24 protein-coding genes are annotated in these 22,995 nt (G+C 67.5%); 13 read left to right on the forward strand and 11 right to left on the reverse strand.

The window, feature by feature from the left end; all coding sequences use genetic code 11:
• From Q8K49_RS00875 to Q8K49_RS00890, 4 genes are all read left to right on the forward strand, one after another.
• The gene (locus tag Q8K49_RS00875; protein WP_305303538.1) at positions 1-1,008 is read left to right on the forward strand and encodes an arginine N-succinyltransferase; all 1,008 of its coding nucleotides are present in this window, start codon (positions 1-3) and stop codon (positions 1,006-1,008) included.
• Positions 1,009-1,016: 8 nt separating this feature from the next.
• Positions 1,017-2,435 carry a succinylglutamate-semialdehyde dehydrogenase gene (gene astD, locus Q8K49_RS00880; RefSeq protein ID WP_305303539.1) on the forward strand — a complete coding sequence of 473 codons (1,419 nt, stop codon included), beginning with the start codon at positions 1,017-1,019 and terminating at the stop codon, positions 2,433-2,435.
• A 160-nt stretch (positions 2,436-2,595) separates the two neighbouring features.
• Entirely contained in the window at positions 2,596-3,930 is a 1,335-nt protein-coding gene (gene astB / locus Q8K49_RS00885; RefSeq protein WP_305303540.1) for an N-succinylarginine dihydrolase, read from the forward strand.
• 75 nt (positions 3,931-4,005) lie between these two features.
• Positions 4,006-5,295 (forward strand): MFS transporter, encoded by a 1,290-nt coding sequence (locus tag Q8K49_RS00890; RefSeq protein ID WP_305303541.1) that lies wholly within the window; start codon positions 4,006-4,008, stop codon positions 5,293-5,295.
• Here Q8K49_RS00890 and phhA read toward each other — a convergent pair.
• Positions 5,292-6,167: a phenylalanine 4-monooxygenase gene (gene phhA, locus Q8K49_RS00895; protein WP_305303542.1), complete on the reverse strand. Its 876-nt coding sequence runs from the start codon at positions 6,165-6,167 to the stop codon at positions 5,292-5,294. The two genes, Q8K49_RS00890 and phhA, sit on opposite strands and share 4 nt — an antisense overlap.
• A 97-nt stretch (positions 6,168-6,264) precedes the next feature.
• Positions 6,265-6,579, reverse strand: a complete 315-nt coding sequence (hspQ, locus tag Q8K49_RS00900) for a heat shock protein HspQ (RefSeq protein WP_305303543.1) — start codon at positions 6,577-6,579, stop codon at positions 6,265-6,267.
• Positions 6,580-6,725: 146 nt separating this feature from the next.
• On the opposite strand from hspQ, the gene Q8K49_RS00905 reads away from it, so the two are divergent.
• Positions 6,726-7,835, forward strand: coding sequence for a Ppx/GppA phosphatase family protein (locus Q8K49_RS00905; RefSeq protein ID WP_305303565.1), 1,110 nt, complete (start codon positions 6,726-6,728; stop codon positions 7,833-7,835).
• Positions 7,836-7,948: 113 nt separating this feature from the next.
• On the opposite strand, the gene Q8K49_RS00910 is transcribed toward Q8K49_RS00905, so the two are convergent.
• Genes Q8K49_RS00910 through gyrA form a run of 5 tightly spaced genes read right to left on the reverse strand, consistent with a single transcriptional unit; the run spans position 7,949 to position 13,845 of the window.
• Entirely contained in the window at positions 7,949-8,827 is an 879-nt protein-coding gene (locus tag Q8K49_RS00910; RefSeq protein WP_370867711.1) for a peptidylprolyl isomerase, read from the reverse strand.
• A gap of 29 nt (positions 8,828-8,856) precedes the next feature.
• Positions 8,857-9,717, reverse strand: coding sequence for a peptidylprolyl isomerase (locus Q8K49_RS00915; RefSeq protein ID WP_305303545.1), 861 nt, complete (start codon positions 9,715-9,717; stop codon positions 8,857-8,859).
• 1 nt (position 9,718) lies between these two features.
• Positions 9,719-10,201 carry a pantetheine-phosphate adenylyltransferase gene (gene coaD / locus Q8K49_RS00920; protein ID WP_305303546.1) on the reverse strand — a complete coding sequence of 161 codons (483 nt, stop codon included), beginning with the start codon at positions 10,199-10,201 and terminating at the stop codon, positions 9,719-9,721.
• Between the two features lie 50 nt (positions 10,202-10,251).
• Positions 10,252-11,055, reverse strand: a complete 804-nt coding sequence (locus Q8K49_RS00925) for an aminotransferase class IV (protein WP_305303547.1) — start codon at positions 11,053-11,055, stop codon at positions 10,252-10,254.
• Positions 11,056-11,058: 3 nt separating this feature from the next.
• Entirely contained in the window at positions 11,059-13,845 is a 2,787-nt protein-coding gene (gene gyrA, locus Q8K49_RS00930) for a DNA gyrase subunit A (RefSeq protein WP_305303548.1), read from the reverse strand.
• Between the two features lie 122 nt (positions 13,846-13,967).
• Between gyrA and Q8K49_RS00935 the strand changes: the two genes are divergently transcribed.
• Positions 13,968-14,576, forward strand: coding sequence for a superoxide dismutase family protein (locus Q8K49_RS00935; protein WP_305303549.1), 609 nt, complete (start codon positions 13,968-13,970; stop codon positions 14,574-14,576).
• Between the two features lie 2 nt (positions 14,577-14,578).
• Here the strand turns inward: Q8K49_RS00935 and Q8K49_RS00940 are convergent, their stop codons facing one another.
• The gene (locus tag Q8K49_RS00940) at positions 14,579-15,142 is read right to left on the reverse strand and encodes a hypothetical protein (RefSeq protein ID WP_305303550.1); all 564 of its coding nucleotides are present in this window, start codon (positions 15,140-15,142) and stop codon (positions 14,579-14,581) included.
• A gap of 45 nt (positions 15,143-15,187) precedes the next feature.
• Here Q8K49_RS00940 and Q8K49_RS00945 point away from each other — a divergent pair, with 45 nt between their 5' ends.
• The 3 genes from Q8K49_RS00945 (at position 15,188) to Q8K49_RS00955 (ending at position 16,135) form a co-directional block, all read left to right on the forward strand.
• Entirely contained in the window at positions 15,188-15,595 is a 408-nt protein-coding gene (locus Q8K49_RS00945) for a DUF5990 family protein (protein ID WP_305303551.1), read from the forward strand.
• Between the two features lie 73 nt (positions 15,596-15,668).
• The gene (rpmG, locus tag Q8K49_RS00950; RefSeq protein ID WP_003164451.1) at positions 15,669-15,836 is read left to right on the forward strand and encodes a 50S ribosomal protein L33; all 168 of its coding nucleotides are present in this window, start codon (positions 15,669-15,671) and stop codon (positions 15,834-15,836) included.
• 113 nt (positions 15,837-15,949) lie between these two features.
• The gene (locus tag Q8K49_RS00955) at positions 15,950-16,135 is read left to right on the forward strand and encodes a hypothetical protein (protein ID WP_305303552.1); all 186 of its coding nucleotides are present in this window, start codon (positions 15,950-15,952) and stop codon (positions 16,133-16,135) included.
• Between the two features lie 6 nt (positions 16,136-16,141).
• Here the strand turns inward: Q8K49_RS00955 and Q8K49_RS00960 are convergent, their stop codons facing one another.
• Both Q8K49_RS00960 and Q8K49_RS00965 read right to left on the reverse strand, forming a co-directional pair.
• Positions 16,142-17,506, reverse strand: coding sequence for a PleD family two-component system response regulator (locus Q8K49_RS00960; protein ID WP_305303553.1), 1,365 nt, complete (start codon positions 17,504-17,506; stop codon positions 16,142-16,144).
• 6 nt (positions 17,507-17,512) lie between these two features.
• Entirely contained in the window at positions 17,513-17,878 is a 366-nt protein-coding gene (locus tag Q8K49_RS00965) for a response regulator (protein ID WP_292064413.1), read from the reverse strand.
• Between the two features lie 357 nt (positions 17,879-18,235).
• Between Q8K49_RS00965 and Q8K49_RS00970 the strand changes: the two genes are divergently transcribed.
• Both Q8K49_RS00970 and Q8K49_RS00975 read left to right on the forward strand, forming a co-directional pair.
• Entirely contained in the window at positions 18,236-19,480 is a 1,245-nt protein-coding gene (locus tag Q8K49_RS00970) for a DNA polymerase IV (protein ID WP_305303554.1), read from the forward strand.
• Positions 19,481-19,811: 331 nt separating this feature from the next.
• Positions 19,812-21,224, forward strand: coding sequence for an alkaline phosphatase PhoX (locus Q8K49_RS00975; RefSeq protein WP_305303555.1), 1,413 nt, complete (start codon positions 19,812-19,814; stop codon positions 21,222-21,224).
• On the opposite strand, the gene Q8K49_RS00980 is transcribed toward Q8K49_RS00975, so the two are convergent.
• The gene (locus tag Q8K49_RS00980; RefSeq protein ID WP_305303556.1) at positions 21,193-22,260 is read right to left on the reverse strand and encodes a COX15/CtaA family protein; all 1,068 of its coding nucleotides are present in this window, start codon (positions 22,258-22,260) and stop codon (positions 21,193-21,195) included. The genes Q8K49_RS00975 and Q8K49_RS00980 overlap by 32 nt on opposite strands.
• Before the next feature lie 134 nt (positions 22,261-22,394).
• On the opposite strand from Q8K49_RS00980, the gene Q8K49_RS00985 reads away from it, so the two are divergent.
• Positions 22,395-22,646: a transglycosylase gene (locus Q8K49_RS00985; RefSeq protein ID WP_305303557.1), complete on the forward strand. Its 252-nt coding sequence runs from the start codon at positions 22,395-22,397 to the stop codon at positions 22,644-22,646.
• Position 22,647: 1 nt separating this feature from the next.
• Positions 22,648-22,854 (forward strand): DUF2842 domain-containing protein, encoded by a 207-nt coding sequence (locus Q8K49_RS00990; protein ID WP_305303558.1) that lies wholly within the window; start codon positions 22,648-22,650, stop codon positions 22,852-22,854.
• Positions 22,855-22,995 lie beyond the last annotated feature (141 nt).

The raw sequence follows: 22,995 nt of genomic DNA on the forward strand, positions 1-22,995 counted from the left end.
ATGCTCGTCGTCCGACCCGCGGCCCCGGCCGATCTCGACCACCTGCTGGAGCTCGCCATCCTGTCGGGGCCCGGCTTCACCAGCCTGCCCGAAGACCCCGACCAGCTGGCCGAGCGCCTCGACCTGAGCCGCGACAGTTTCGCCGGCGTGCTGGAGCCGCGGCAGCGCTGGTACACCCTGATGCTCGAGGAAACTGAGACCGGCGACGTCGACGGCATCGGTTCGGTCAAGGCGGCGGTCGGGCTGAACCGGCCCTTCTTCTCCTTCCGCGTGGTGACCAACACCCAGTCGTCGCCCTCGCTGGGCATCAAGCTGGAACAGAAGACCCTCGTGCTGGTCAATGAATGCACCGGCTGGACCGAGGTCGGCTCGCTGTTCCTCAAGGCCGACCGGCGCAAGGGCGGCGCCGGCCGGCTGCTGAGCCAGTCGCGCTACATGCTGATCGGGGCCGAGCCGGACCTGTTCGCCGACACCGTCCTGGCCGAGCTGCGCGGGGTCTTTACGCCGGACGGCGCCTGCCCGTTCTGGGACCATGTGGCGCACAAATTCTTCCCCATGGAGTTCGACGAGGCCGACCGGATGACCGGCTCGACCGACAAACAGTTCATCCTCGACCTCGCCCCGCGCCATCCGATCTATATCGACCTGCTGCCCGAGCCGGCGCGGGCGGTGATCGGCAAGGTCCATCCCCAGGGGGTGCCGGCCATGGCCCTGCTGGAAAGCGAAGGTTTCCGCCCCAACGGACTGGTCGACATCTTTGACGCCGGCCCGACCGTCTCCTGCGACCGTGACAACATCCGCACGGTGCGCGACGCGCGCCGGCTGACGGTCGCTGTCGCCGCCGAGGTCGAGGCGGAACTACCGGCCCTGATCTCCACCCACAGCGCGGCGAGCTTCAGATCGGTGCGTCAGCGGGTGGCCATTGAGGGCGATACGGTCACTCTGACCGCCGAGACCGCCGATGCGCTGAGGGTGCGCGCGGGCGATACCGTGCGCGTGAAGGCTTGAGCGACAGCATGACCCATTTCAAATCCATCGACCCCGCCACCGGCGAGACCGTCTGGGAGGGCGCCGCCGCCTCGGCCGTCGAGGTCCAGACCGCCGCTGACCGCGCCCGCGCCGCCTTTCCCGACTGGGCGGACCGGCCGCGTCAGGACCGGATCGACGCCGTGAAACGCTATCAGGCGGTGCTGAAGGCTCGCGCGCCGCAGATGGCCGAGTCGATCAGCCGCGAGACCGGCAAGGCGCTGTGGGAGACCACCGCCGAACTCGGCGCCATGGCTGGCAAGGTCGACCTCTCGATCCGCGCCTATGACGAGCGCACCGGCGAGCGCACCGCCGAGACCGGCTTCGGCCACACCACCCTGCGCCACCGGCCGCACGGGGTGGCGGCCGTCCTGGGCCCGTTCAACTTCCCCGGCCACCTGCCCAACGGCCACATCGTCCCGGCTCTGCTGGCCGGCGACACCGTCGTCTTCAAGCCGTCGGAGGAAGCGCCCCTGACCGGCCAACTGATGGCCGAGGCCTTCGCCGAGGCCGACCTGCCCGACGGCGTGATCAATGTCGTCCAGGGCGGGCGAGAGACCGGCGCGGCCTTGCTCGACGCGGGCATCGACGCCCTGATGTTCACCGGCTCGGGCGCGGCCGGCGCGCATTTCCGACGCAAATTCGCCGACGACCCGCATGTGATTCTGGCGCTGGAGCTGGGCGGCAATAATCCACTGGTGGTCTGGGACGCGGCTGACGCCGAGGCGGTGGCCGGGATCGTGGTCCAGTCCGCCTTCGTCACCACGGGCCAGCGCTGCTCCTGCGCCCGACGCCTGATCGTGCCCGAGGGGCGGCAGGGCGACGCCATCGTCGAGGCCGTAAACGCTATGGTCGACCGGTTGATCTTTGCTCCGTGGAAATCGACGCCCGAACCCTATGCTGGACCGTTGATCTCGGTGAAGGCGGCGCAAGGCGCGCTGAAGGCGCTGCAGGACCGGATCGACAGGGGCGCCAAAGTCATCCGCGCCTCCGGCCCCGTCGGCAATCTGCCCGGCGCCTTCGTCAGGCCCGCCATCATCGACGTCACCGGCGTGGACGTGCCGGACGAGGAGATGTTCGCTCCCTTCCTGTCAGTGACCCGCGTCGGCTCGTTCGAAGCGGCGATCGCCGAGGCCAACGCCACCCGCTACGGCCTGTCCGCCGGCCTGGTCTCTGACGACCCCGCCAACTGGGACCGCTTCATCCGCCGCATCCGCGCGGGCGTGGTGAACTTCAACCGTCCGACCACCGGCGCCGCCGGCGACATGCCCTTCGGCGGCCTCGGCGCCAGCGGCAATCACCGGCCCAGTGCGTATTACGCCGCCGACTATTGCGCCTATCCGGTGGCCAGTTTCGAGGCCGTGTCGGTGAAGAATATTGAGAGCGAGATCAAGGGGCTGCGGGCGTGACCCTCTCCCAGAGGGAGAGGGAGGGGCCCGCCGCTAAGCGGTGGGAGGGTGAGGGGTTTCGCTCTCAGCCGGGACGCACCGTAACCCCTCACCCGCCCGCGCAAGGACGGATGCTGACGCATCCGTGCGCAGCCTCCCTCTCCCTTCGGGAGAGGGATCAATGACCGCCGTCGAAGCCAACGCCGACGGCCTGATCGGGCCGACCCACTCCTATGCGGGCCTGTCGCCGGGCAATCTGGCGTCCAGCTTGAACAAGGGCGAGGCGTCGAACCCGCGGGCGGCGGTGCTGCAGGGCCTCGACAAGATGAAGCGGCTGGCCGACCTGGGCCTGCCGCAATACGTCCTGCCGCCGCACGAGCGACCCGACATCCCCTTCCTGCGCTCGCTCGGCTTCACCGGCTCCGACGCCCGCGTCCTCGAACAGGCCTGGAAGGACGCGCCGTCCTTCGCCGCCGCCGCCTGTTCGGCCTCGCCGATGTGGGCCGCCAACGCCGCGACCGTGACTACCAGCGCCGACAGCGCCGACGGCCGGGTGCATTTCACCCCCGCCAATCTGGTCACCAACCTGCACCGCTCGCTGGAGCACCAACAGACGAAGCGGGCGCTGGACGCCCTTTTCCCCGACCCTGAGCGGTTCGCGGTCCATGACGCCCTGCCCTCGGTCGCCCACCTCGCCGACGAGGGCGCGGCCAATCACGTCCGGCTGTGCGCCGACCACGGCGAGCCGGGCGTCAACATCCTCGTCTGGGGCCGCGAGGCGTATGAGCCGTGGAGCGGCGCATATCCGGCCCGGCAGACTCGCGAGGCCTCCGAAGCCGTCGCCCGCCGCCACGGCGCCTCGGGCGCGGTGCTGGCCCGCCAGTCCCGCGCCGCCATCGCCGGCGGGACCTTCCACAATGATGTGGTCTGCGTCGGGGCGCGGGAGACCCTGTTCTTCCACGACCTCGCCTTCGAGGACACGGCGGGCACGAAAGCAGCCATCCGCGCCGCCGCCGACGGTCTGTTCGAGCCGATCTTCGTCGAGGTGTCGAGCGCCGACCTGCCGCTGGCCGACGCCATCTCCAGCTATCTGTTCAACTCCATGCTGGTGCAAATTCCCGGCGAGGACCGCCTGACCCTGATCTGCCCGACCGAGACTCACGACAATCCGCGCAGTCATGCCGTCGCCCAATCCCTTGTCGCCTCCAACGGCCCCATCGGCCGGGTCGAATACGTCGATGTGCGCCAGTCGATGCGCAACGGCGGCGGCCCCGCCTGCCTGCGCCTGCGCGTGGTCCTGACCGAGGCCGAACAGGCGGCGACCAACCCGGCCATGCGGCTGACCGATGACCTCCACGCCCGGCTGTCGGCCTGGGGCATCGCCTGGTACCGCGACACCCTGACCCCCCGCGACCTCGCCGATCCCGCACTGTTGATCGAGAGCCGGGGCGCCCTGGATGCGCTGACGGAGATCCTCGGCCTCGGCGGAGGGTTCTATCCCTTCCAGCGGGCCTGATCCGATGTCAGCCTTCTCGCTCGTCATGGAAGCTGAAGCCGACAGAGCGTCTCGCATTCCGCCGCAGGGCACACGATGACCGACGCCCCGATGACCCCCGCCCGCCGCCTGCGCAACATCATCGGCGGCTCGGCCGGTAATCTGGTCGAATGGTTCGACTGGTTCGCCTACGCCGCCTTCACCGTCTATTTCGCGCCCGTCTTCTTTCCCAAGGGCGACAGCACCGCCCAGCTGCTGAGCGCGGCGGCGGTGTTCGCGGTCGGCTTCCTGATGCGGCCGGTCGGAGCCTGGGTCATGGGGGTCTATTCCGACCGGCGCGGCCGCAAAGCCGGGCTGACCCTCTCGGTGACCCTGATGTGCACCGGCAGTCTGGTCATCGCCTGCACCCCCGGCTACGCCGCCATCGGCCTCGCCGCCCCGGCCCTGCTGCTGTTCGCACGGATGATCCAGGGGCTCAGCGTGGGCGGCGAGTACGGCTCATCGGCCACCTATCTGTCGGAGATGGCCACGGCGAAGCATCGCGGCTTCTGGTCCAGCTTCCAGTACGTCACCCTGATCTCGGGCCAGCTGCTGGCCCTCCTGCTGCTGATCGTCTTGCAAAGGACCATGGCCGAGGCTGATCTGGCGGCCTGGGGCTGGCGCATTCCGTTCCTCGTCGGGGCGGCGCTGGCGGTGGTGGTGTTCTGGCTGCGGCGGCGGCTGGACGAGACCCCCGCCTTCATCGCCACGGACGCCGGCGAAGCGCCGAAATCCAGCGCCCTGCTGTTGATCCTGAAACATCCGAAGGAGGCGCTGATGGTCCTCGGCCTGACCGCCGGCGGGACCGTCGCCTTCTATACCTACACCACCTATCTGCAGAAATTCCTCGTCAACACGACCGGCTTCTCCAAGACCACGGCAACCGAAGTCAGCGCCGCGGCCCTGTTCGTCTTCATGCTGTTGCAGCCCGCGGTCGGCGCCTTGTCTGACCGGATCGGGCGACGGCCGGTGATGATCGCCTTCGGGGTGCTGGGGGTGTTGTTCACCGTGCCGATCATGACCGCCCTGTCCGGGGTCGAGAGCCCGTTCATGGCCTTCCTGCTGGCCATGACCGCCCTGATCATCGTCAGCGGCTACACCTCGATCAACGCCGTGGTGAAGGCCGAGCTGTTTCCCGCCCATATCCGCGCTCTGGGCGTCGCCCTGCCCTACGCCATCGCCAACGCCCTGTTCGGCGGCACAGCGGAATACGCCGCCCTGTGGTTCAAGGGTGAAGGCATGGAGAGCGCCTATTTCTGGTACGTCACCGGCCTGATCGGCGTGTCACTACTGACCTATATCCGGATGCGAGATACGGGCCGCAATAGTCTGATTACCTGCGACTAGGCAGCGAACCGACCGCCCCGGGCTGCATAGGCTTGGGTGCCGCGGGTGAAGACAGTGTCGGTCGGCAGGACGGTCTCGATGGCGACGTCGTCCGCGCCCTTCAACCGCCCGTAGATCGGGCCGAAATCCTGCAGGGTGTCGCGCTTCAGCTGGTCGATGGAGTCGATGACGAAATAGACCTGCTGGAAGTCGTCGATACGGTAGAGGGTCCGCATCACCCGCTCGAGGTCGAAGCCGAGGCGGTTGGGGGACGCATCCTCAAGCGAAAAGACGCTCTCGGTCGCCGAGGACACGATCCCGGCCCCGTAGATACGAAGGCCGTCCGTATCCTGCATCAGGCCGAACTCGACCGTGTACCAGTACAGCCGCGCCAGATTCTGCAGCACGCCCAGCGAGGCCGCGCGCTGCCCGCCCTTGCCGTAGGCTTCCATATAGTCGGCGAAGTCCGGGTCGGAGAGCATGGGCACATGGCCGAAGACATCGTGGAAGATGTCCGGCTCCTGCAGGTAGTCCAGCTGATCCGGCTTGCGGATGAACTGGCCCGAGGGGAAGCGGCGGTTGGCCAGATGGTCGAAGAAGACTTCGTCGGGAACCAGTCCCGGCACGCACACCACGGTCCAGCCGGTCAAGGCCTGAAGCTTCGGGTTCATCACTGCGAAATCGGGGATGCCGCCGGTGTTGAGGTCCAGCGCCGTCAGTCCCTTGAGGAAGACGTCGGCGGCGCGGCCGGGCAGGATCTTCATCTGCCGGGCGTAGAGGATATCCCAGGTCTGGTGCTCGACCTCGCTGTAGGAGGCCCAGTCCTGCGGGATGGTCCAGTCGGAGGCGGCGCCTTGCGGCGGCGCATCGAACACGTGCTCGAAATCGGACATGGACGCGCTCCTGCAGTCTGCGGGCTCTGAAGGGCCCTTGTCGCCAATCTAGGCGCGACGCGCGGCCCGCGCCAGCGTCGGCCACAGATCGGGGCGCTCAGTGAATGGCGAAGGCCTTGGGCGCATGACGGCCCCGGGAGTCCACAGTGAACCAGCGCGTCTCCGCCTCCCGCGTCAGGGCGGAGAGTTCCGGATCGTGCTCCAGCGCGGTCTCGGCCGCATAGGCGACGAAGCCGCCGTCCGGGCCGATGGCCAGAACCTGATAGAAGGGCTGGTCCGGGGTGATCTCGCCCGTCTCGCCGGGCATGCCGGCGTAGCTGGCGTCGATGTCGATCACCACGCCGCGGAAGGCGTCGTCGCGGTGGCGGACGATCTGGCCGAGGCCGAATTTCGCAACAGTTTCCTGGGTCATGGCGAGAGAATGCCTGTCCCAACCTGAGCCCTGTCCGCTGAGGCCGTTCATTTTCACGACAGACACGCTTGGCGCGGACGATCACACGGTCCTAGAGTGTTGGGGACGGGCGCCGCTTTGGACCGCCCACCATGAAAGTTCGGCCCATGCCGGAGACCGACGGCGCGCCGCCACGGCGTGACGACCGGTCCCAGCCCCGCAGGTCTGGCAGGCAGCGCGCCGCGAACGGCGCCGCCGGCGACCTTGGGGCGTCAGGTCGCGATGCGCCGCTGTATGGCGCGCTCGATCTCGGGACCAACAACTGCCGGCTGCTGATCGCAAAACCGGCGCGCGACGGCTTTCGGGTGATCGATTCCTTCAGTCGTATCGTGCGTCTGGGCGAGGGACTGTCGCGGACGGGCCTTCTCGATGACGCGGCCATGGACCGGGCCTATGAAGCCCTGATGCTGTGCGGGGAACGGGTCGCCAAGAAGGGTGTCGATTCCTCCCGTCTTATGGCCGTCGCGACCCAGGCCTGCCGCCAGGCCGAGAACGGCCCGGCCTTCATCGAACGGGTGCGCATTGGCACGGGGCTGAAACTGCGGATCATCGACCCCATCGAAGAGGCCCGGCTGGCCGTTCGGGGCTGTCTGAACCTTTTCGATCACTCGGTGGAGGCGGTTCTGGTCGTCGATGTCGGGGGCGGCTCAACCGAACTGAACTGGCTTTCGAAGCGCGGCGATTCCTTCGTTCTGGAGGGCTGGATGTCGGCGCCGGTGGGGGTGGTCACGCTGGCGGAGCGGCACCCCGAGCCGGCCGGCAGTCTGGACGACTGGTATGAGGCCATGGTGGTCGATATGGGCGCCGCGATTGCGGAGGCTCCCGTCGATCCGGCCCTGCGCGAGCTCTTTGTCAGCGGTCGCGCCCATATGGTCGGCACCTCAGGGGCGATCACCAGTCTGGCGGGCATTCACCTGGGCTTGCGGCGCTATCAGCGCAATCTGGTTGACGGCCTGTGGATGACCCGGGCCGATTGCGAGGCCGCAGCAGACACGCTGAAACGTCTCGGCGCCGCCGGACGCGCCGCCGAACCGTGCATCGGTCCTGACCGCGCCGACCTGGTGTTGGCCGGCGCCGCCATCATGGAGGCGGTGCAGCGCGCCTGGCCATCGGAACGGGTGCGGGTCGCCGACCGCGGCTTGCGCGAAGGCCTGCTCCTGCAGCAGATGCGCGAAGACCGGAAGCCGACCAGACGCCGCCGTGGCGGTCGGTCCTAGACCATTTTTGCCTCAGGTCGGATCGACCTGAATCCAAAAAATGGTCCAGCATCACACTGGAGCGAAATCCGAGTCTTGGCGGACTGCGTCCACCAAGACCGATTTCGCTCTAGCTAATTGGTGACCTGAACCGGCAGGGTCACGTCGCAGACCGAGAAATCGGCCCCGCGCGAGGCCCGCGTCTCGTCCACCATGGTCCGGAAACGCGGCGAATCGGTCGCCAGCACCCGCACGCCCGGCCGTTCGGCCTCGGCGATGTCGGCGGCGATGCGAACGCGGGTCATCCGGTCGGGCTCGGCGGTGACCATGCCGTTGTCGCCCTCGCCGACGCGCAACGACCGCACGATATCGAGCCCCGAAACCGTCATGCCCCAGATTGTGTAGCGCTTGTCCAGCGCCGGATAGGCCTGGCGCATCAGGAAGAACTGGCTGTTGGCGGTGTCATTGCCCTCGTCGCGGGCCATGCCGGCTACGCCGGGGCAGTACAGCCCCCAGCCGTGCACCTTGCCGTCGCCGGTCAGGGCGAAGGCGGCGTCGGGCTGGGTCTGGACCGGCAAGGAATGGAAGAAGCCGACGCGCGCGCCCGCAGGCTCGGCCACCGGGGCGAATGGCATGGCCGCATCGCGGCGGAAGGTGAATTCGCCCTTCAGGTCCGGATAGGGGCTCTGGCCCTCGCCATTACCCAGCGGATCGCCAGTCTGGGCCATGAACCAGTCGATGACCCGGTGCCACGGCACATTGTCATAGAAACCGCGGCGAGCCAGCAGCTTGATCCGCTCGACATGCAGCGGAGCGACCTCGGGCGTCAGTTCCACCAGAATGCGGCCGCGCGTGGTGTCGATGACCAGAAGGTTCTCAGCGGGCACCGCGCGCCACTCCGGGGCCGCAGCCGTGGTCTCGACGGCGGGCGCGGGCGGCGGCGGCGGTCCGCCGACGTCCTGGGCCATAACCGGCGCCGCGAGCAATGAAAGGAAGGCCGCAAGGCCGATCATGGTTTTCATCCTGTCCTCCCCGGCGCCGATCATCCGCCCGTCACCTGAACGGGCGGCTGAACGTCGCAAATACTGAACAGCGCGCCTCGTTCGGTCCGAACCTGCTCGACCAAAGCGGCGAAGGCGGGGCTGGCGGGCGTCATGACGCGGACCACAGGCCGCTCCCCTTCCGGCACGGCGCCCGCGGTGCGGGCGCGGGTCATCAGGTCTGGATTATCGACCTTGCCGTCAGCGGCCCGGGGTCCGGGGGTCAGCGCTGCGACCACGTCGAGACCATCCACGACCCGACCAAACGGGGTGTAAAGACTGTTCAGGCTGGCGTTGGCGCCGGTCATGAGGAAAAACTGGCTGTTTGCGCTGTTCGGATCCTGACTACGGGCCATTCCCGCGACTCCGGGACAGAACAGGGCCTGGGCCGCCGCCTTGAAGTCGGACGTGACCATCATCTGGGCGTCGGGCTGGGTGAGAACGGGCATGGATCCGGCGATCCCCAACTGGCCGGTCGGGTCGGTCATCAGATTGACGTATCCGAGGTCGCGCCCGCGGCGGAACTGGAACTCGCCCGGGACGTCGGGCAGGTCGCTGCCGCCCTGGCCGGTGCCGAGCGGATCGCCCGTCTGGGCCATGAAGCCTTCCAGCACGCGATGGAATTTCAGGCCGTCATAGAAGCCTCTGTCGGCCAGGGTTCGAACGCGTTCGACCGACTGCGGGGCGATGCGCGGATCCAGTTCGACAAGGACGCGGCCCTTGGCCGTGTCTATGACCAGGAGGTTCTCCGGTGCGACGGTGCGCCACTCGGCAGCCGGCGACGCCGTCTGGGCGAGGGCCGGGACGGAAGCCGGGAGGAGCGCCATCGAAAGGGCGCTGGCCGCTGCGATCTTGAAGCTCATTCTAATCCTTGACCTTGGCCCGCACCAGTTCGGCGACGGCGGGGCTGACGAAACTGTCGATCGCGCCGTCCAGACGGGCGATCTCCTTGACGAGGCGTGAGGCGATAGCCTGGTGCCTCGGATCGGCCATCAGGAAGACCGTCTCGATGTCGGCATTGAGGCGCTGGTTCATCGCCGTCATCTGGAACTCGTATTCGAAGTCCGCCACGGCGCGCAGTCCGCGCACGATGATGCCGGCGTCCAGCTCCTCGGCGAAATGCATCAGCAGGCTGGAGAACGGCTGCACCTCGACCTTGGGACCCAGATGAGCGACCTCGGCGCGAACCATCTCGACGCGCTGGTCCGTCGAGAACATCGGACCCTTGTCATCATTGCGAGCCACCCCGATGACCAGCCGGTCGACCAGCTTCACCGCACGACCGATGATGTCCATATGCCCGTTGGTGACGGGGTCGAATGTGCCTGGATACAGGCCGATGCGCATCGCTTTGCTCCCCGTCTCCCCAATGGTTTAGCAGGTGCGAAACCGCGGGCCTAGATCGGCTGGATCGGGTTCGAGGCCCAAGCGCCCTGAAGGCGGTCGATCAGGCCGGACGGCGTTGCGAAGGTGCGACCACCGATCGCCGCGACCGCGCAGGCGGGCGTGGCGCTGTTGCACAGGAAGGCGGCGTCGAAACGGGTGAGGTCGCCGGCGAGCACCGGTTCGATCCTGCCTGTCAGACCGGCATGGGTCAGGCCGCGCTGGACGAGGGCCTGGGCCACGCCCGCCAGCATTGACGCTTGCGGCCAGACGACGTCGTCGCCGCTGACGAAGCCGACGTTCCAGAGACTGCCTTCCGAGACCCGGCCTTCGTCGTCAATGAACAGGGCGTCGTCGAAGCCGGCAGCGCGGGCCGCGCGTCGGGCGCGGATCAGGCCGAAAGTCGCGACATGCTTCAGATGCGCCGCCTCGCGGGCATAGGCTTGGAGTTGCAAGCGCGGCGCATCGGCGAATGGCGGAGGCGGAGGCGACACGGCGATCATCACCTTGGGGGTGCCCTGCCAATCTGGAGTCCGGGGACTGATGTCCGGCGAGAACAGACTGACCCGCAGCCAGCAGGCGTCCCGGCCCGCCACGGCCTTGCGCATCAGATCGCGCAGCCGTTCTTCGCCAACCGGTTGGCCGAACAGTTCTGTCGCCTCGGCCTCCAGCCGGGCCAGATGCAGGTCCAGGCCTCGCACACCGCCCTGCTCCACCCGGAATGAGGTGTAGGCGCCGTAGTTGATCAGCGCGACATGGGTCAGATCGTCCGGCGTTGCCGGCGCGCCGTCGACGCTGAGGTCAACGGCACCCGCCATGGATCAGCCCTCGCCGCCCTCGGCGTCAGGCGCCTGTCCTTCGCCTTCGACCGCTTCCTCATCGCCGCCGCCGCTGTCCGGCAGCCGCTCGACGGAGACGACCTTCTCGCCCTCGGCCGTGCGGAAGATGGTCACGCCCTGGCTGGACCGACCAACGATACGCACCTGATCGACTGGCGTGCGGATCATCTGACCGCCCGATGTGACCAGCAACAGTTCGTCGCCATCCTCGACCGGGAAGGAAGCCGCCAGCCGGTTGCCCGCGCGGCCGCCCAGGCCGTGAGCCGTCAGCCCCTGCCCGCCCCGGCCGGTGCGCCGGTATTCATAGGCCGAGGACCGTTTGCCGAAGCCGGTCTCGGTGACCGTCAGAATGTACTGCTCAGCCGCGCCCAGTTCCGCGATCCGCTCTATGCTGAGGGCCGCGTCGCCTGCCGCCTCGTCGTCGGCGTCGATCGTCGGGGTTTCATCCTCAACCTCGCCGGTCGCGCGGCGCATGGCGGTGGCGTGTTTGACATAGGCGGCGCGTTCGTCCGGCGTCGCATCGACCCGGCCCAGCACGGCCATGGAGATGACCTCGTCGTCCTTCTGTAGACGCACGCCGCGCACGCCGGTCGAATCTCGGCCCTTGAAGACCCGCACGTCGTCGGCCTTGAAGCGGATGGCGCGGCCCAGGGCGGTCGTCAGCATGACGTCGTCCTCGGCGGTGCACAGGGCCACCCCGACCATGTGGTCGCCGTCTTCCAGCTTCATCGCGATCTTGCCGGCGCGGTTGACGGTGGCGAAATCGCTGAGCTTGTTGCGGCGGACGTCACCCGACCGGGTGGCGAACATGATGTCGTAGTTGGCCCAGTCCGCCTCGTCCTCGGGCAGGGGCAGAACGTTCATGATCGAATCGCCCGGCTCGATCGGCAGCAGGTTGACGAAGGCCTTGCCGCGCGACTGCGGATTGCCCAGCGGCAGGCGCCAGGTCTTCAGCTTGTAGGCCTTGCCGTTGGTGGCGAAGAACAGCACCGGCGTGTGGGTCGAGGCCGAGAAGACGCCGACCACGGCGTCATCCTCCTTCATCGCCACGCCCGAACGGCCCTTGCCGCCGCGATGCTGGGTCCGATAGGCGTTCAACGCCACGCGCTTGACGTAGCCGCCATGGGTCACGGTCACGACCATGTCCTCGCGCGGGATCAGGTCCTCGTCTTCGAGCTCATAGTCGCCCTCGCCGATCAAAGTCCGGCGCGGAACGGCGAACTCTTCCTTCACGACCAGCAGATCCTCGCGGATCACGGCCAGGATGTTGGCGCGGTCGCTGAGCAGGGTCAGATGGCCCTGGATGGTGTCGGCCAGACCGCGCGCCTCGCCAAAGATGTCGTCGCGGCCAAGGCCGGTCAGGCGGGACAGGGTCAGGCCGAGGATAGCGCGGGCCTGTTCATCCGTCAGATTCAGCTTGTCGCCGTCCACCAGCATGGAGCGCGGGTCGGCGATCAGCTCAATCAGGGCGATCATGTCGCCGACGGGCCAGCTCTTGGCCTGCAGCCGCTCGCGCGCCTCGGCCGGATCCGCCGAGCTGCGGATGATGTGGATGACCTCGTCGATATTGGCCACGGCCACGGCCAGACCGACCAGCACGTGACCGCGGTCGCGGGCCTTGGCCAGTTCGAACTTGATGCGGCGAACGACGACCTCTTCCCGGAACTCAAGGAAGGCCTCCAGCAGCTGGCGCAGGCCCATCTGGATCGGACGGCCGTGGTTCAGGGCCAGCATGTTGACGCCGAACGAGCTCTGCATGGCGGTGAAGCGCCACAGCTGGTTCAGGACCACATCGGCCGAGGCGTCGCGCTTCAGCTCGATGACCATCCGCATGCCGTCGCGGTCGGATTCGTCGCGGACGTCGGAAATGCCCTCGATCCGCTTCTCGCGGACCATTTCGACGATGCGCTCGATCAGGGTCTGTTTGTTGACCTGGAACGGCAGCTGGGTGACCACGATGGCTTCGCGGTCCTTGCGGATCGTCTCGATCGTGGCCTGCCCGCGCACCACGACCGAGCCGCGGCCGTCACGCAGGGCGTTGCGGGGGGCCGTGCGGCCCATGATCTCGCCGCCGGTCGGGAAGTCTGGGCCCGGCACGATGTCCAGCAGGGCGTCGTCAGTGACGTCCGGATCATCCAGCAGGGCCACGCAGGCGTCGATGATCTCGCCCAGGTTATGCGGCGGGATGTTGGTGGCCATGCCGACGGCGATGCCGCCCGCGCCATTGACCAGCAGGTTGGGAATCCGCGCCGGCAGGACGACGGGCTCCATCTCCTTCTCGTCGTAGTTCGGCTGGAAATCGACCGTGTCCTTGTCGATGTCGGTCAGCAGCGCCGCTGCGGCCGGGGCCATCCGCGCCTCGGTGTACCGCATCGAGGCGGGCATATCGCCATCGACCGAGCCGAAATTGCCCTGGCCGTCGACCAGCATCAGCCCCATCGAGAACGGCTGCGCCATGCGCACCAGCGCCATATAGACCGAGGCGTCGCCGTGCGGGTGGAATCGCCCCAGCACGTCGCCGACGACGCGCGCGCATTTCGAATACGACTTGTCGGGCGTCATCTTCAGGTCGTGCATCGAATACAGGATGCGGCGGTGCACGGGCTTCAGCCCGTCGCGCGCGTCCGGCAGGGCGCGGGACACGATCACGCTCATGGCGTAGTCGAGATACGAGCGCCTCAGCTCGTCCTCGATGGTGATGGTGGATATGTCGCCGCCGCCGGTTCCCGAGGATGGGGGAAGGGCGTCGTTATAGCTGTCGTCGGTCAAGGAAATCGGGCTTCGGTTTGCCTGGAATCGGAACGTGATCCGCTGCCACGTTTTCTAGCAGTCACGGCTCGCCGAGGCAAAAGAATCGCCCGTAGAATCGCCGTCTTCAGAAGGATTTTCCCATGCGCCTGCCCCTTGTCGCCGCTGGTATGCTGACCCTGCCGTTGGTGACCGCCTGCGAGCCGGTGTCGACCTCGACCGAAACCACGGTCACGACCCCATCCGCTGCGGTCGGGACATCGCCTGGTACAGCCGCCCGGGCGCCGGTGGGGGCGACCGCTCGGGCTCCGCTGCTCAACGGCGCCGGAGCCTCCGCCGGAACCGCTACCTTCCGCCAGGGTCCAACCGGCGTGGTCATCCGCATGGAGGCCACCGGTCTGAACCCCGGCTGGCACGGCCTGCATCTGCACGGCGTCGGCCAGTGCGAGGGACCGAAGTTCGAGACGGCCGGATCGCATGTGAAACACGGCGGCGGCGCGGTGCACGGGCTGCTCAATGCCGAGGGACCGGAATCGGGCGACCTGCCCAACGTTTACGCCGGTCCGGACGGCCGAGCCTTCGCCGAAGTCTTTACGACCAACGCCAGCCTGGTCGAGGGCGCTGGAGGCGAGCCCCTGCTGGACGTCGACGGCTCCGCGATCCTGATCCACGCCATGCCGGACGACCATGTCGCCCAGCCGATCGGCGGCTCAGGCGACCGCGTGGTCTGTGGCGTCATCGCGACGGGGTAGTCCTACTCCGCCACGGGCCGGGTCAGGTCGAACTCAACGCGCAAATGCCGGTTCGCCCGGCGCAGCTCATAGGCGTAGATCTGCCCCGGATGCACCTCGACCGCCCAGACATTGGTGGTCGAGACTGCGGCATTGCCGGCCTTGAACAGCTCGACCGAGAATTCATCGACCCGGAACTCCTGACGGTTCGCCGTGCCCACCGATATCGTGTCGCCGCCATACCAGTGCAGGCCGTCGGGATTGCCCAGGGGATCGCGGTGATCGTGCTTCAGCGTCAGGCCGCCGACCGCATGGCGGCTGATCACCCAGGTGCGCGACCTGTCCTCGCCGACCCAGAAAGGGATACGAACCTCGTCGGCCGAGCAATCGCGGACGTGCATCAGCAAGCGCGAGCGGGCGAAATCGGCGTCGGCGGCGTCCGTGGTGACCACCCGGCCCTCGAATCGCTGCCCGCACAGGGCGTTGAGATTGGCCATGAAGGCGTCCTGCTGCGGTGCCCGCGCGGGGACCGTGGCGCAGGCGGACAGGGCGAGCACAGCAGCGGCGAGGGCGACGACCTGTTTCATGCGGCCAGCCTAGCCCCAACAGTCCGTGGCGCCTAACCTGACGCCATGCCCGACGCCGTGACCGTTCGCCTCATCATCGACGACCCCGTGCCGGGCGTGCGGTACAGCCTGCAGAAGGACGACCTGCCGTTCGAGCCTCGCACCGCCGGGAACGGCCCCATCGCCTTCGAGCTCCCGATCACCCTGCATCCCGACGGCCGCATGACCGGGCCCTTCGTCCGCCGCGAAGGGCCGCAGCGGCGCTTTGTCTACATCCGCATAGGCACGTCCGCGGGCGATCACGCCTCAATCTGGAGCCGCCGCGCCAAGATCGACATTCACGACATTCCCAAGACCCTGCTGCTTCCGGACGCCGTGCTCGAGGTGCATTTGCCTGGGCGCGGGAAGGACGGCTCTCCGGCCAGCGCCACGGTCCGCCCGGTCGCCGCATGGCAGGCAGTCGAGCGCCGTTGACTTCCGGGCGCGCCTGAGTATGTTCCGCGCCTCTTATTTCCAGCGGCTTTCGCCGTCGCAAAGGTAATTCCCGATGGCCAAGCCCGCCTCTATCAAAATCCGTCTGAACTCCACGGCCGACACCGGCTTCTTCTACGTCACCAAGAAGAACGCCCGGACCATGACCGAGAAAATGGTCGTCAAGAAATACGACCCCGTCGTGCGCAAGCACGTCGAGTTCAAGGAAGGCAAGATCAAGTAGGGTTCACACCCAACCTCGTCTTCCTCGGACAACGAGTGGAGCGAGGCCGATCCGAGGATCAGAACGCCCGGCGGCAACGCCGGGCGTTTTTGTTTGCGTGCTAGACTGACAAGATGAGTGATCCGACCGACGACCCCCAGGTCCCCGAAGCCGCCCCCGAGAGCCCCGTCCAGCGGGCGCTGCGCCTGAAACAGGCTGCGATCAATGCGCGCGAAAAGCCGCCGCGCGGCGGCCGCTTCCAGCGCGAACAGGCCGCGCGCATAGCCACCGGCAAGTCCAAGCCCTGGATGAGCCGTTAGGGCCTTCTACGCCGCCCGCGCGATGACCTGATTCCGCCCGCCGGCCTTGGCCTCATAGACCCCCTCGTCGGCCCGCTTGAGCAGGGCGTCAGGGGTGTCGTCGACGCCCGTGCTGGCGGCGACGCCGACCGAGACCGTGATGGTCAGGCCCTCGGCGCCGCCCATGATCGGGAACGGCTGGCCGCCCACGTCGCGGCGGATACGGTCGGCGACATGGACCGCGTCCTCCAGGCTGGCGCCGGGCATGACCACCACGAACTCCTCGCCGCCGAGACGGCACGGCAGGTCGATGGCGCGGACATTGGTGGCCAGCCGCACGGCGAACTCGCGCAGCACCTCGTCACCGGCGTCGTGGCCGAAGCCGTCGTTGACCTGCTTGAAATGGTCCAGATCGATCATCAGCAGGGCCACCGTGTCGCCGCCCTGCCCCGCCTGGGCCATCAGTCCCTGCAACTGCCCGGCCATGTAGCGGCGGTTGTGAAGCCCGGTCAGGGCGTCGGTGACCGCCATCTCCAGGCTGTAATCCAGCTTTTCCTTCAGGAAGTCGGCATAGCGTTTGCGCTTGATCTGGGTTCGCGTCCGCGCCTCCAGCTCTTCCGGATCGACCGGGCGCGGCAGGATGTCGTTGACCCCCAGCTCCAGCGCCTTGAGCAGCCGCGGCCGGTCCGCGGGATCGACCACCGCCAGGATGGGCATCCGCCGCGAAGCCTCGGTCGAACGCACCTGAGCGACAAAGCGCAGACCGTCGAACTCGGAGCTGGAGACGTTGACGATCATCAGATCTGCGGGCCCGCGTGCCGCGATCAGGGCCGCGGCTGGGTCGCTTTCGACCGTCGGCCGGTGCTCTCCGGCGAGGTGTTCGACCATCTTCTCGGCCTGCCGGACATTGTCGTCGACGATCAGGATGCGTCCGCCCGAGCCGCGCAGCCTTCCCGCGCCGTCTGTGTCAACGCCCAGCCGGCGTCCGTTCTCCTCACGCTCGCGCAGCTCATCCATCACCGACTTCAGGCGCAGCAGGGAGCGCACGCGGGCGAACAGGATGACGTCGTCGATCGGTTTGGTGACGAAATCGTCGGCGCCGGAGTCCAGTCCCTTGATCTTGTCCTCGCGCCCGTCGAGCGCGGTCACCAGCACCACGGGGATGTGGCGCGTCACCGGATCGGCTTTCAGCCGCCGACAGGTCTCAAACCCGTCCATCCCGGGCATCATGACATCCAGCAGGATGATGTCGGGCCGCTCTTCCGACGCGATTTGAAGCGCGGTCGCGCCGTCGCAGGCGGTCATCACCTGATAGTATTCGAGCGTCAGCTTGGCCTCGAGCAGGCGGACGTTCGGCTCGACGTCGTCAACGACAAGAATACGCGCCGTCATCGGTCCCTACCCCAAATGCTTCCGAACCACGTCGAGGAAATGCATCACCGAGATGGGCTTGGAGATATAGGCCTCGCATCCCCCGTTGCGGATGCGCTCCTCGTCGCCCTTCATGGCGAAGGCGGTGACGGCGACGACGGGGATGTGGCTTAGCTCCTCGTCGTCCTTGAGCCATTTGGTGACCTCCAGGCCGCTGATCTCGGGCAACTGGATGTCCATCAGGATCAGATCAGGCTTGTGCAGACGCGCCAGGGCCAGCGCCTGAAGACCTTCGCGGGTCTGCAAGGTCTCGTAACCCTGGGAATCGAGCAGATCATGAAACAGCTTCATGTTCAGCTCGTTATCCTCGACGATGAGGACTTTCTTGGACATCATCACCTTGGCCTGGTTGCCTCTGGGTGCAGCTGCACGGAGGCTTTTCGCCTTCTTCGTGCACTATGACCCGCCGGGTCTTAAGTTGGGGTGAAGCGCGGCATTGCCGGCGAAGCCGGCCTTCGAACCCCGGCGTGCTCGGACGGGTTCATCACAACGAACACAACGCTCCCACAACGGGCACAACGGAATCGAGCCGCATATCAGGCCCCGTCGTGTTCTTTGTGTCCCGTCGTGTTCGTTGTGATGAACCTGCCCTGCTTCCGCTCCGCGGAAGCGGACGCGTCCAACGATCGCGCCTCTCGCCGCCGACCCGGCGATAGCGGATAGTGGCTCCGCCATGACCCCGCCCCGCGCATGAAATCCATCTGCCGCGACTGCCTCTGGACCGCCGACCGCAAGGTCGAACGGTGCGGCGCCTGTGATTCGCGCCGGATGGTCCAGCACAACGAACTGGAGCGGCTGACCATCGCTCACCTCGATTGCGACGCCTTCTACGCCTCGGTGGAAAAGCGCGACCGGCCAGAACTGCGCGACAAGCCGGTCATCGTCGGCGGCGGCAAACGCGGCGTGGTCTCGACGTGTTGCTACATCGCCCGCCAATACGGGGTTCATTCGGCGATGCCGATGTTCAAGGCGCTGACGGCCTGCCCCGAGGCCGTTGTCATCAAGCCGGACTTCCGCAAATACGTCGCCGCCAGCGAGGCCATCTTCGGCGCCGTCCGCAAACTCACGCCCCTGGTTCAGACCCTGTCGCTGGACGAGGCCTGGATCGACCTCTCCGGCACCGAACGCCTGAACGGAGGAGCGCCCGCCTGGCAGCTGGTTCGCCTGCAGAAACAGATCGAGGCGGAGACGGGCCTGACGGTCTCGATCGGCCTCGCGCCCAACCGCTTCCTCGCCAAGGTGGCGTCCGAACTGGACAAGCCACGCGGCTTCTCGGTGCTGGGGTCGGAGGCCCCGGCGGTGCTCGCGCCCCGGCCGGTCGGCATCCTGCCCGGCGTGGGGCCGGTGTTCCGCAAGACCTTGCAGAGCGACGGCTACGCCACCGTGGGCGATCTGGCCGCGGCCGACGTGCGCGATCTGGTCAAACGCTATGGCGAGACGGGCCTTCGCCTGCACGACCTGGCCCACGGCCGCGATGCCCGCGCGGTCGATCCCGCCCAGGACCGCAAGGGGATGAGCGCCGAAACCACGTTCAATGAGGACCTGACCTCGGCCGAAGATCTCGAAGCGGAACTGTGGCCTCTGTGCGAGAAGCTGGCCTCCAAGGCGCGGCGGGACGGCGTGGCCAGCCGGGTGCTGGTCCTCAAACTGCGCCGCACGGACTTCAAGATTGTGACCCGCCGGATGTCCGTGCCCGAGCCGGTCCAGACCGCCCGCGCCCTGTTCGCCGCCGGCCGCGAGCTGATGGCCCCGGAACTCGGCCGTCCCTACCGCCTGATCGGCATCGGCATGGGCGAGGTGATCGACGCCATCGGCTCTCATGCGCTGTTCGAGACCGCCGAAACCCGCGCCCTCAAGACGGAGTTGGCGATCGACGCCCTGCGCGCAAAATTCGGGGCGAAGGCCGTGGTGGCGGGCCGTGCGCTGAAGGATTGAGTTCCCGACGGAAAGGGCTGAATGCGGCACGAAGGTCGGGGTGGGACAAACCACAAGCCCCGCGGGTCGCCACCAGAAGCCCGCCCCCGTCGGCTTGCGTGAACCGGTCGCGCGGAGCGAAGGCGGCGACGCCGAAAACTCACTCACGGTCCCCGTAACGCGAAAGCAGGGGGCCACATCACGGTTCCGGGCCAGCCGCCCGCGCTCCGCCACCTCCCCGCCACTTTCCGGCAGCAACGCCGGGAGGGCTTCAGCCTGTCCGCCGTCACCAAACCATGATGACTGCGGCTATCGCTCAGGTCATAAACGTAGCAGTCCCTTCGGAGTCCCCATGCGCCCCCATCGTCGTGAGCTTATCGCCGGCTCGGCCGCGGCCCTCGCTTTCACGGGCCTGGCTCGCAGCGTCGCGGCCCAGACTGCGGCGACGGAGGAGACCTACGTCAACGAGGTTCACGGCTACGGCCCGCTGGTGGCGGACCCCAACCGTCTGCTCGACCTGCCTGAAGGGTTTTCGTACGAGGTCATTTCCCAGGGCGGCGACACCATGGACGACGGCCTGTTCGTGCCGGGGCAGTTCGACGGCATGGGCTGTTTTCCGCTCGATGGATCGCGTGTCGCCCTGGTGCGCAACCACGAACTGAAGGGCTCCAGCGCCCTGCATCGCAACCTCGGTCCGGGCGGCTTCCATCAGGAGCGGCTCGACCTGCTCGATCCGGCCAAGGGCTATGACACCTACAAGGACGGCCGTCCCCTGCCAGGCGGCACGACCACCCTGGTCTATGACCTCGAGACACGCCGGGTCGTGCGCCAGTTCCTGTCATTGTCGGGCACCAGCACCAACTGCTGCGGCGGGCACACACCCTGGGGCAGCTGGCTGACCTGCGAGGAGACCGAAGAAACGCCCGCCGACGCCGATGTGACCAAGGCGCACGGCTATGTCTTCGAGGTCCCGGCCCACGGCACCGGTCTGGTCGATCCCGTGCCGCTGAAGGCCATGGGCCGGTTCGATCACGAGGCTGTCTGCGTCGATCCCCGCACCGGCATCGTCTATTTGACCGAGGACAAGGTCGACGGCCTGTTCTACCGCTTCATCCCCACGACGCCTGGCAAGCTGGCCGAGGGCGGCCGGTTACAGGCCATGGCCTTCCGCGACGCCAGGGGCTCGGATTCCTCGAACCACGAGACCCGCACCTGGTCCGTCGGCGACTGGCGCGAACTGGTCTGGATCGACATGGAGGATGTCGAAAGCCCGGCGGGCGACCTGCGCATGCGCGGCCACGCCGCCGGCGCGACCCGGGTGGCGCGCGGCGAAGGCATATTCTGGGGCGACGGCGAGCTGTATCTGACCGCGACGTCGGGCGGACCGATCGAACGCGGACAAATCCTGCGCTACACCCCGTCACGCTTTGAGGGCTCGGTGGGCGAGCGGCTGCGGCCGGGCCGGATCCAGCTGTTCGTCGAGAGCATGGACGAGAAGGCGCTGAATATGGGCGACAATATCGCCGTCGCGCCCTGGGGTCATCTGATCGTCTGCGAGGACAACTATTCCGCCGACATCCGCAACCATGTGAAGGGCGTCACGCCGGACGGGAAGCTCTACACCATCGCCCGCAACGTCTTCAGCGGGAACAGCGAGTTCGCCGGGGCGGTCTTCTCGCCGGACGGTCAGGTGATGTTCGTCAACATCCAGTACCCCGGCGTGACCTTCGCGATCAGAGGCCCCTGGACCTCGGTCCGGACGTAAACAGCCGCGCCTGCGAGCGCCGCACCAGCCACAGATTGACCATCGCCGCTGCCAGAACCAGCGCCGCCCCGGCCTGATGCAGGGCCCCCAGCCACAGGGGCGTCGCGTTCATCAGCGTGGCCACGCCCAGCAGGGCCTGCAGCCACAGGGCCGCGGCCACCGCGAAGGCCGCCGCGCCCAGCCCCTCGGCCAGCCGCCAGCGCCACGCCTGCACCGCATAGACCGTCCCCCCGATCAGCAGGCCATAGGCCCAGATCCGGTGATTGAACTGTACCAGCGCCTGATCATGCAGGAAGGCCAGACCGCCCCGACTCCATTCCACCGGCGGCAGGAAACCACCATTCATGAGCGGCCAGTCGGTATAGACGAAACCCGCCTTGGCCCCCGCGACCAGCCCGCCCAGCAGGCACTGCACGATGACCGCGCCCAGCAAGACCGCCGCGCCGCGGCTCCAGCCCGCCGGATTGCGCGCGTGCGATTCGCCGTTCCATGCCTCCAACCCGGTCCAGATCAGTCCCATGAAGATCAACAGGGCCAGACCCAGATGGACTGTCAGCCGTTCGGGGGCCACGTCGATGCGCTCGGACAGGCCGCTGGACACCATCCACCAGCCGATCAGCCCTTGCAGTCCGCCGAGCGCCAGCAGGATTGCGCAGCGTACGATCAGCCGCCGCGGTATCTGCCTCAGGATCAAAAAGACCGCGAACGGCAGGGCGAAGGCGGCGCCGATCAGCCGGCCCAGCAGCCGATGCGCCCACTCCCACCAGAAGATGCCCTGAAACTCCGCCAGACTCATGCCGGCGTTGACCTGGGCGTACTGCGGGATGGCGCGATATTTCTCGAAGGCGGCGTTCCAGTCGGCTGCGTTCATCGGCGGCAGGGCGCCCATGATCGGCTTCCATTCGGTGATCGACAGCCCCGACCCGGTCAGGCGGGTGATGCCTCCGACTACCACCATGGCGAACACGAGAGCGGCGCACACGAACAGCCAGATGGCGACCGCGCGGTTCTGATCGCCACCGATGAAACGCTTCATTCGACGCCTGCCGTCCCGACCGTTACAGTGTCGTCGCGTTCCTGGATCACGCCGACCCCAGCGGTATGCCCGCGCTGTGCGGCGAGATCGAGTCGCTTTTCGGCGTCGCATCGCCGCAAGTCTGGAGAGGCCGGTTGCCGTACGTCGAAATCATCATCGCCGTTGTCGGCGCCTTCGCCCTCGCCTGGCTGGCCGATCTGGTCAGCGGCCGCCGCGGCCTGTTCGCCACCTCTCTGGTCTCGGGCGTCGCCGCCGTCTGCGGCTGGTTCCTGGCCGTACGGGTCTTCGCCGCCAGCACAATGAGCGAATGGACCTGGGTGCTCTGGTCGCTCGTCGCATCGACCGTGGCCCTCGGCGCCTTCTTCCTGTTCCGGAGCAAGCGCTGATATGGGTTCCCGGACCCGAAGGTTTGTCGCCATGCTGGGCGTTTTGGTCTTCCTGACCTTCTGGATCTGGGGAGCCGTCGCCCTGCGCGGCCTTCTGCCCGCTGGCCAGCTGATCGATCTCGCCGTCTTCGCCATCGCCGGCATCGGTTGGGGCGTGCCCCTCTATCCGCTATTCCGCTGGGCGGAAGGCGGCGCCGAAAAGAAGTGACCAGGCTGAAACCCGGTCGCCCAATTGCAAAGGGGCCGCCCGAAAGCGACCCCTTCAACCAACCGTCTTCATTGAGGAAGATGGTCGGAGCGACAGGATTCGAACCTGCGACCCCTTGACCCCCAGTCAAGTGCGCTACCA

The organism is Brevundimonas sp. (genome assembly GCF_030682035.1).
Classification (GTDB): domain Bacteria; phylum Pseudomonadota; class Alphaproteobacteria; order Caulobacterales; family Caulobacteraceae; genus Brevundimonas.

Coding starts and splice junctions, on each gene's coding strand:
- Q8K49_RS00945 (WP_305303551.1), top strand. CDS start 15,188: ATGCCCGACGCCGTGACCGTTCGCCTCATCATCGACGACCCCGTGCCG.
- hspQ (WP_305303543.1), bottom strand. CDS start 6,579: ATGACCCAGGAAACTGTTGCGAAATTCGGCCTCGGCCAGATCGTCCGC.
- coaD (WP_305303546.1), bottom strand. CDS start 10,201: ATGCGCATCGGCCTGTATCCAGGCACATTCGACCCCGTCACCAACGGG.
- Q8K49_RS00955 (WP_305303552.1), top strand. CDS start 15,950: ATGAGTGATCCGACCGACGACCCCCAGGTCCCCGAAGCCGCCCCCGAG.
- Q8K49_RS00905 (WP_305303565.1), top strand. CDS start 6,726: ATGCCGGAGACCGACGGCGCGCCGCCACGGCGTGACGACCGGTCCCAG.
- astD (WP_305303539.1), top strand. CDS start 1,017: ATGACCCATTTCAAATCCATCGACCCCGCCACCGGCGAGACCGTCTGG.
- astB (WP_305303540.1), top strand. CDS start 2,596: ATGACCGCCGTCGAAGCCAACGCCGACGGCCTGATCGGGCCGACCCAC.
- Q8K49_RS00980 (WP_305303556.1), bottom strand. CDS start 22,260: ATGAAGCGTTTCATCGGTGGCGATCAGAACCGCGCGGTCGCCATCTGG.
- rpmG (WP_003164451.1), top strand. CDS start 15,669: ATGGCCAAGCCCGCCTCTATCAAAATCCGTCTGAACTCCACGGCCGAC.
- Q8K49_RS00935 (WP_305303549.1), top strand. CDS start 13,968: ATGCGCCTGCCCCTTGTCGCCGCTGGTATGCTGACCCTGCCGTTGGTG.
- Q8K49_RS00990 (WP_305303558.1), top strand. CDS start 22,648: ATGGGTTCCCGGACCCGAAGGTTTGTCGCCATGCTGGGCGTTTTGGTC.
- Q8K49_RS00875 (WP_305303538.1), top strand. CDS start 1: ATGCTCGTCGTCCGACCCGCGGCCCCGGCCGATCTCGACCACCTGCTG.
- Q8K49_RS00915 (WP_305303545.1), bottom strand. CDS start 9,717: ATGAGCTTCAAGATCGCAGCGGCCAGCGCCCTTTCGATGGCGCTCCTC.
- Q8K49_RS00975 (WP_305303555.1), top strand. CDS start 19,812: ATGCGCCCCCATCGTCGTGAGCTTATCGCCGGCTCGGCCGCGGCCCTC.
- Q8K49_RS00970 (WP_305303554.1), top strand. CDS start 18,236: ATGAAATCCATCTGCCGCGACTGCCTCTGGACCGCCGACCGCAAGGTC.
- Q8K49_RS00940 (WP_305303550.1), bottom strand. CDS start 15,142: ATGAAACAGGTCGTCGCCCTCGCCGCTGCTGTGCTCGCCCTGTCCGCC.
- Q8K49_RS00960 (WP_305303553.1), bottom strand. CDS start 17,506: ATGACGGCGCGTATTCTTGTCGTTGACGACGTCGAGCCGAACGTCCGC.
- Q8K49_RS00925 (WP_305303547.1), bottom strand. CDS start 11,055: ATGGCGGGTGCCGTTGACCTCAGCGTCGACGGCGCGCCGGCAACGCCG.
- Q8K49_RS00965 (WP_292064413.1), bottom strand. CDS start 17,878: ATGTCCAAGAAAGTCCTCATCGTCGAGGATAACGAGCTGAACATGAAG.
- Q8K49_RS00910 (WP_370867711.1), bottom strand. CDS start 8,827: ATGATCGGCCTTGCGGCCTTCCTTTCATTGCTCGCGGCGCCGGTTATG.
- phhA (WP_305303542.1), bottom strand. CDS start 6,167: ATGTCCGATTTCGAGCACGTGTTCGATGCGCCGCCGCAAGGCGCCGCC.
- Q8K49_RS00890 (WP_305303541.1), top strand. CDS start 4,006: ATGACCGACGCCCCGATGACCCCCGCCCGCCGCCTGCGCAACATCATC.